At 45.0% G+C, this 6199-nt stretch carries 8 protein-coding genes; 4 read left to right on the forward strand and 4 right to left on the reverse strand.

Features of this window, described 5'->3' with window-relative positions:
• The first annotated feature begins 215 nt into the window (after positions 1-215).
• The 3 genes from QUA47_RS15450 (at position 216) to QUA47_RS15460 (ending at position 2575) form a co-directional block, all read left to right on the forward strand.
• On the forward strand, positions 216-1646 hold the full coding sequence (locus tag QUA47_RS15450; protein ID WP_006632943.1) for a form I ribulose bisphosphate carboxylase large subunit: 1431 nt from the start codon (positions 216-218) through the stop codon (positions 1644-1646).
• Positions 1647-1783: 137 nt separating this feature from the next.
• A complete protein-coding gene (gene rcbX / locus QUA47_RS15455) occupies positions 1784-2194 on the forward strand; it encodes a RuBisCO chaperone RbcX (RefSeq protein WP_006632944.1) in 411 nt (136 codons plus the stop codon).
• A gap of 45 nt (positions 2195-2239) precedes the next feature.
• The gene (locus QUA47_RS15460; protein WP_006632945.1) at positions 2240-2575 is read left to right on the forward strand and encodes a ribulose bisphosphate carboxylase small subunit; all 336 of its coding nucleotides are present in this window, start codon (positions 2240-2242) and stop codon (positions 2573-2575) included.
• Positions 2576-2655: 80 nt separating this feature from the next.
• Here the strand turns inward: QUA47_RS15460 and QUA47_RS15465 are convergent, their stop codons facing one another.
• The 3 genes from QUA47_RS15465 to QUA47_RS15475 all read right to left on the reverse strand — a co-directional run bounded on the left by QUA47_RS15465 (position 2656) and on the right by QUA47_RS15475 (position 4895).
• Entirely contained in the window at positions 2656-3291 is a 636-nt protein-coding gene (locus QUA47_RS15465) for a restriction endonuclease subunit R (protein ID WP_333431377.1), read from the reverse strand.
• 136 nt (positions 3292-3427) lie between these two features.
• Positions 3428-3661 (reverse strand): hypothetical protein, encoded by a 234-nt coding sequence (locus tag QUA47_RS15470; protein ID WP_006632947.1) that lies wholly within the window; start codon positions 3659-3661, stop codon positions 3428-3430.
• A gap of 10 nt (positions 3662-3671) precedes the next feature.
• Positions 3672-4895, reverse strand: a complete 1224-nt coding sequence (locus QUA47_RS15475) for a hypothetical protein (protein WP_333431378.1) — start codon at positions 4893-4895, stop codon at positions 3672-3674.
• A 254-nt stretch (positions 4896-5149) separates the two neighbouring features.
• Here QUA47_RS15475 and QUA47_RS15480 point away from each other — a divergent pair, with 254 nt between their 5' ends.
• Positions 5150-5419 carry a hypothetical protein gene (locus tag QUA47_RS15480; RefSeq protein WP_333096050.1) on the forward strand — a complete coding sequence of 90 codons (270 nt, stop codon included), beginning with the start codon at positions 5150-5152 and terminating at the stop codon, positions 5417-5419.
• A gap of 106 nt (positions 5420-5525) precedes the next feature.
• On the opposite strand, the gene QUA47_RS15485 is transcribed toward QUA47_RS15480, so the two are convergent.
• A complete protein-coding gene (locus QUA47_RS15485) occupies positions 5526-5900 on the reverse strand; it encodes a hypothetical protein (protein ID WP_333431379.1) in 375 nt (124 codons plus the stop codon).
• Positions 5901-6199: the final 299 nt, after the last annotated feature.

The following is a 6199-nucleotide window of genomic DNA, read 5'->3' on the forward strand; positions in this document are numbered from 1 at the left end:
TCCTCGCCGCTGTGCGATCCCCAACCTTTCCTCCTGCATCCTTCGTCGCTGGCTTTTCATAAGATATGTTACAAATATTTGCCTAATGTAAAGCAAAATAAATAATACTTATGATGATTAAAAGAATATTAAAATCTGAGAGCGCCATTTTATTGATATATTTTTAACAGCCTGCGATCGGGCAAAAAAATTAAGCGAATACTAGGAAGCGAGATATGGCTTACGCGCAAACCCAAACTCAATCAAAGGCTGGGTATAAAGCCGGAGTTCAAGACTATAAACTAACGTATTACACGCCGGACTACACCCCAAAGGATACAGATGTTTTGGCGGCTTTCCGGGTAACACCGCAGCCGGGAGTACCCCCTGAAGAAGCAGGCGCTGCTGTAGCTGCTGAATCTTCCACAGGTACATGGACAACTGTGTGGACTGACCTCCTGACCGACCTCGACCGCTACAAAGGTCGCTGCTACGACATCGAGCCAGTTCCCGGTGAAGACAACCAGTACATCTGCTTCATTGCTTATCCTTTGGATTTGTTTGAAGAAGGTTCCGTCACCAACTTGCTGACCTCTTTGGTCGGTAACGTGTTCGGTTTCAAAGCTCTGCGCGCTCTGCGGTTGGAAGACTTGCGGATTCCCATTGCTTACTTGAAAACCTTCCAAGGCCCTCCTCACGGTATTACCGTTGAGCGGGACAAATTGAACAAGTACGGTCGTCCTTTGCTGGGCTGTACAATTAAACCCAAATTGGGTCTGTCTGCTAAGAACTACGGCCGTGCCGTTTACGAAGTTCTGCGCGGCGGTTTGGACTTCACCAAAGACGACGAAAACATCAACTCGCAACCGTTCATGCGCTGGCGCGATCGCTTCTTGTTCGTTCAAGAAGCTATTGAAAAAGCTCAAGCAGAAACCGGCGAAGTCAAGGGTCACTACCTCAACGTAACTGCCCCCACCTGCGAAGAAATGATGGAACGGGCTGAGTTCGCTAAAGAAATCAAAACCCCGATCATCATGCACGACTACCTGACAGGTGGTTTCACTGCTAACACCACCTTGGCTAAATGGTGCCGCCGCAATGGTATTTTGCTGCACATCCACCGCGCCATGCACGCAGTTATCGACCGTCAGAAAAACCACGGTATCCACTTCCGCGTGCTTGCCAAGTGCTTGCGGATGTCCGGCGGCGACCACCTGCACTCCGGTACAGTTGTGGGCAAACTCGAAGGCGAAAAAGGCATCACGATGGGCTTCGTAGACTTGATGCGCGAAGACCACATCGAAGAAGACCGCAGCCGCGGTATTTACTTCACCCAAGATTGGGCCTCCATGCCCGGTGTCATGCCGGTTGCTTCTGGTGGTATCCACATCTGGCACATGCCGGCTTTGGTGGAAATCTTCGGCGACGACTCCTGCTTGCAGTTCGGCGGCGGCACCTTGGGCCACCCTTGGGGTAATGCACCTGGTGCAACTGCTAACCGCGTTGCTTTGGAAGCTTGCGTCCAAGCTCGTAACGAAGGTCGCAACTTGATGCGCGAAGGCGGCGACGTGATCCGCGAAGCTTGCAAATGGTCTCCTGAACTGGCTGTTGCTTGCGAACTCTGGAAAGAAATCAAGTTTGAGTTCGAGGCAATGGATACCGTTTGATGATTTTGGGTTTGAGAATTTAGGTTTTAGGTAGCAAACTTGCTGTGGAGTCTTTATCTTTGAAGAAGATTTACCAGTAAGTTTGCATCCAAAATCTAAAATCCAAAATCTAAAATTTGAGGGAGCTGGGGTCAAAAATGGATCTCAAACAAGTTGCGAAAGACACCGCTAAGGTGCTGGCAAGTTACCTAACCTATCAATCCGTGCGGGTTGTGGTCGCTCAGTTGAGCGAGACCAATCCTCCTGTGGCAATCTGGTTGAGCAACTTTTCCTCAACGGGCAAAATCCAAGATGGAGAAGCTTACATTCAAGAATTGTTGTTGGAAAATCAAGATTTGGGATTTCGGATCATGACTGTGCGAGAATCTCTGGCCCAGGATGTGACAGATTTTTTGCCTGAAATGGTTCGCACTAACATTCAACAGGCGAATATGGAACACAGACGCCAGCATTTAGAGCGAACTACGCAACTTAATTGGTCTGTTCCTAGCAGTAATCCTGAAACATCAATAGATTCTGAACCGAATCTGGATAATTTGTCGAGTTAATCGATCGACAAGTGCGATCGAACACACACCTTAGAGATACACAAAATGAAGACTTTACCTAAAGAGCGTCGTTACGAAACTCTGTCCTATTTGCCCCCCCTGACAGACGCCCAAATTGCCAAGCAACTCCAGTACATCTTGGATCAAGGTTACATTCCCGGCGTAGAATTCAACGAAACCTCTGCTGCTGAAATGCGCTATTGGACTCTGTGGAAGCTGCCTTTGTTTGGTGCTCGCAGCGTCCAAGAAATCATGACAGAAGTTCAAGCTTGCCGTCAAGATAATCCTAGTTGCTACATCCGCGTCATGGGTTTTGACAACGTGAAGCAGTGCCAAGTGCTGAGCTTCATCGTGCACAAGCCTAACACCAGAGGCTACTAAAAAGTATTGGCTGACTAATCTAAATTTTAGGTTAACAGTCATTGCAGATTGGAGGCGGGGAATTTTCCCTGCCTCTTTTTTTATAGTTTGCAAATAGCTTTTAGCACTTGCAGCAACAAAATTGAAGAGTCTGACTCCATCAGGTTTAGCAAAGGCATTAACTGATAGGTTTGGTTATTGCCCCCCTGAATATTGACGAACTGATAGTGCATTCCGTTTGTTGTCAAGCCCCAGATTGTATCCTGATATTTTAAATTTTGATAAGCATAGGTTAGAAATTGGGATAAACCCATCAATGCGTTGATTCCAGAATTCTTACTTTCAATAACCAAAACAACAAAATATGTATCGCTTCTGATGGGTTTTATCCTGTTGACTGCTAAGATATCAAATCTTCCTTTAATGATAGTATCTTCATCTTCAATGCTAATTTCGGCGAGGTCTTGTTCTAAACTAATTCTAATCGGGCGGCGGTAGAAGCCAGCCAATCGCATTAAGGGAAAGGTAGTCAGAGCTTTTACCAATCCTTCAGAAACTCGATCCGTTGAAATGTAGTCATCGAAGTCATCCCTAATTTGGATAATTTCCTGCTGTTCGTGTTCTGTGATATCTTCAAGGGATAACACAGAGGTAAATGAGTTAGTGTACTGTTTTTGAAAGCCGAACAGACGGTGTACTTCTGCTAACGTTAGGTTTTTGGCATTAATAGTTGTCATAGTTTGATAGTTATTTAAGTTTTAGTTAGAATTCTAACATAGACATTGCGGTAGTCCACTTACACCATTCTTAGGAACAGGCATCTTGCCTGCCCATGAAAGTAGACGCGATTTCAATCGTAGGGTGACAACAAACCTAATCTATCCTTTCCATCACAATCCCATCAACTATTTCATAACCCCAATTAAAATGTCGATTGGCTAACTGCTGGGCCATGTCATATTCGCCCAAATTGCAGAGTTCAACTAACATTTGATATGCTTCATCTCTTTCTCGCTGCCACCTTTCCCCCCGCAGTTTTTCTCTCTCTTCCTCAGAAGGATTTGGTCGCTCTTCTCCCAGCGGATTGATATCGCTAATTCCTTTCATATCAGCCTCATTAAAAAGGGATAGATTCGACTATTTCGCCGTCAACTATTTCGTAACCCCAGTCGGGGTTTGCAGCGATTTGTTTTTCAACTATACTTCGGCCCAGAGGAGTTTTGTAAGCTTTTTGCAAAGAGGAAATACTGGGGATTTCGGCGGCGGTTGGTGGCTCTTTTAGTTCGATGTTGGGCGGTTCAGGAACTATTTCACATAGGGATTGATTTAAGGCAAATTGAGGTGCGAGCGCCCCTAATTTCCGCATTACGCTATCCTTGGTGATTTGCGGTTTTTCGTTGAAGGAAGAGGGCAGATATGGTGTGTCAACTCCCTGCTGTTTTGCTTTGAGTGCATCATCAGCAATGCGATCGCACTTTCGCAAAAATCCCTCCCACAAATCTTTGCCTAAAACCGGGTTTCTCAAATCAGCACGGGCTTTAGAGACTGCTGCTTCCAGCGGTTCGCCTTTGTGCACGTAATACTGAATTCGCTCCTCTTCAAAGGCAGGATAAGGCACTTCCGGTTCGATTTCCCAATCTCGCTTGACTTTCTGACTTTCTCCTAAAGGAATTCCGGCGATAAATTCATCCCAAAAAGTCGAGGTTAAGCCTTTTGTCATGCTGTCAATAATTTTAAATGCCCATCCAGAAGGATTGCCAAATCCTAAGTTGCGCTCTTGAGCATATGCTTCTAAAGCTCGCTGAAAGTTGTGCAGTTGTTCTTGGGAATTCCAAGGGCCGCTAAATCGGTAATTCGGGGTGACAGCAACGGCTATTTGCTGGCGGGGTTGCCCGAAATATTTGTCGGTTTTAACTACATGATTTGGGGGTGATGTTTCGCGGAAAATTTCTACAGGGTGATTGTTGTTTTCGCGACTTATCGGTGTTATAATATCTGGCGGATTCGGTGTCCAAAAGTTATTGAGTTTTTCCTCGAAAGCGTCAATGTCCGCCCAGAGTTCTAGGGTGTCCGTGTTGGGATTTGTTAATTTTTCTTTCAGGAGCGATCGCACTTTGAGCAGGCGTCTCGCGAGTTCTTGTTCTTCGTGATTTAAACCGGTAGCTTTTTCTATTTCGCTGCTGTTAGTTTTTACCCATTCGCCGGAGTTGGAATTTTGTGATTGCCATTGCAATAATTGGCAAAGAAAAATACTCGCCGCGACTCCGCCGGTAATTGTGGCAAGTTTGGGATAGTAGATGGCGGGGTTTCCTAGATTTCCTAAAAATATTCCTATTTTCATTTTGTATATTCTTAATTCCCTTGAATCTTAGGGTTATTATTGGCGCAGCTTAGCTGGAATTTTAGGGGGCGCATCTGGGCAGCTTACCTCGACTAAACTAGCATGGAGAAACTTAAGATTTTCTTTAAGCTTCTGTCTATTCCTGACTGAATGGAGTTTCTAGAGTAAAAACGGGGATCGCTTATTCGATCGCCTGATTGACAGGACTGAGTTAAACGTAATAATAAATTATTTACTGTAGAGCTTCTGCCAAAATGAATCCAGAACGCCAAGAGGCTTATTTGAACTTAATCGAGCGAGTGCTTACCTGTCCCAACGGCCAAGAGCCAGAGGTTTTGAGTTCGCGTTCCGATTTAATTGATGCGGGATTTGTGCAAATGCTAATCCAGATATCGGCTTCAATGGCGCGCGAAGGTGACGAAGATACTGCTAATTTTTTAGTGCAACTTGCTCGTTTGCTGGGAAAATCTTTGGGTTTGTCGCCGGATTTGAGGCCGGCTGGGTACAGTAGTGCAAAGGGGTAGAGAAGAGTTGCGATCGCCTCGTTGTATCATGTTTTGAGAAATGAGGGCGATTCCCTACCCTTGGGGATAGCTTTGCTTCACCTAATTTTTAAATGCAGCTATAGCTTTACAGTTTATATTCGAGAGGCTCGCAAAAATCATTCACCCCAGTTTTAAATACATAAATAATCACCGAAGTCACCAAAATCTCCGGGCAAATTTTTGCTGCAACTAAATCTTTAAATGCTGCATTCAATTGTCCGTTTGTCAACTCTTCTTTAACCTCGGATTTGCAGATAGCAACGCGGCATCTTTTGGCTAATCCGTCTAACCAATTTTCTGATATATTCGGTTCTTGTCCGGCTTGAATTGCTAGAGATATCGCTGCATCTTCGATGTTACCTTCGCAATCTTCGATTGCGTCTAGGGCTTTTAGGGCTTCGGGATATTCGGCTAATTGCGAGCGAAACTGGGCAATTTGTTGGGAGGTAATAATCATCATATTATTTTCCTGTGTTCTCTGCTGGCGGGATAAGTTTAGCAATTAAAGTGGATATTATAGCATTTTTTTGGATTGGGGTTGGGATTGATTGTTTGAATTTTAGGACTGGTGCAATAGTTCAATGTGCTTGAAACCCCCGTCTCATAGCGGAGTCCGACGAGGGTTGAAACCTCCGTCTCATAGCTGAAGTCCTCTCAAGAGGACTGATGAGAAGGATTTAAAGTAAGGATTCAGGTCTAAACTTGAGGGATTAAAGATGGGGTCTGCACAGCGGAGTTAACCATTGCCTTTATAGCCTG

The sequence above is a fragment of the Microcoleus sp. MON2_D5 genome, assembly GCF_036701905.1.
Classification (GTDB): Bacteria; Cyanobacteriota; Cyanobacteriia; order Cyanobacteriales; family Microcoleaceae; genus Microcoleus.